The organism is Chryseobacterium sp. 2TAF14, assembly GCF_052115105.1.
GTDB lineage: Bacteria > Bacteroidota > Bacteroidia > Flavobacteriales > Weeksellaceae > Chryseobacterium.
In genome coordinates, this window is the sequence record NZ_JBFRGA010000334.1 from 1 (window position 1) to 1,010 (window position 1,010).

1 protein-coding gene is annotated in these 1,010 nt (G+C 39.2%); it reads left to right on the forward strand.

Translation table 11 applies throughout. From position 1 onward, the window contains the following. Positions 1-1,010: CHASE3 domain-containing protein (locus tag AB4Y90_RS18025; protein ID WP_441558937.1), on the forward strand; the 1,010-nt coding region annotated here is incomplete at both ends.

The window sequence follows — 1,010 nt, forward strand, 5'->3', positions numbered from 1 at the left end:
AAAGCCTTTTAAAAAGCAAGGAATCCATTAGTTTAGTAAAAGATATTTTAAATTTTCTTCTGGACGCAGAAACAGGCATCCGTGGATATCAGCTGACCGGACAGAAAAAATTTCTCGAGCCCTATATTAAAAGCGCTAAGAAATATCCGGATCTTATTGCTTCTCAAAGTAAATTAAATATTAACGATAAGCATCAGACCAAGCTTCTTGAAGAACTGATTCATACGTCAGAGATTATGATGAAGGGAGATGTTTCGCTCATTGAGAATCGTAAGAATGGTATATTGATGACGCCCACACAAATTCAACAAAAGAAAACAGCGATGGATAAATGCCGTCAACTTGTTATGGAATTTGTAAAGTATGAGGAGGCTCAGTTGGCTATCAAAAATAAAGATTTGAACAGGTCTTCGAATTCAACCGTTTTATTCATCATCTTTTCTGCCGTAGCCGCCGTCGTCGTAACATTTTTTTTCTACAAACGATTACGATCCGAGATTATTCGTAGAGATAGGCTGGAAGGAGATCTTTTTTATACAAAAGAAATGCTTGAGCAAACCAGTACTGTAGCACAGGTAGGAGGCTGGGAAGTTAATCTGGAAAATGGCAATGTATTCTGGTCTAAGAGTACCCGAGAAATTCATAAAGTACCAGACAATTTCAAGCCGGATTTTGAAAATGCGATCGGATTCTTCATAGAAAACAGCAGGGAGGTAATCACAACACTTTTTAACAGAGCAATCGCAGACGGAACACCTTTTAATGAAGAGTTGCAAATTTTGCGCAGTGACGGAATTATGATCTGGGTGCGAGTGAAAGGAATCCCGGAATTTGAAGGTGGGAGCTGCATCAGGGTTTACGGAATCATTCAGGACATCGATGCTTTCAAAAAAATGTTTTTGGAAGTCACCCGAAAAGAGGCCATTATGCAGTCTTACGCTACCGATGTTCCGGTTCCTCTGGCAATGTTTGATAAAGACCTGAACTATATTTCTGTAAGCAGCAAATGG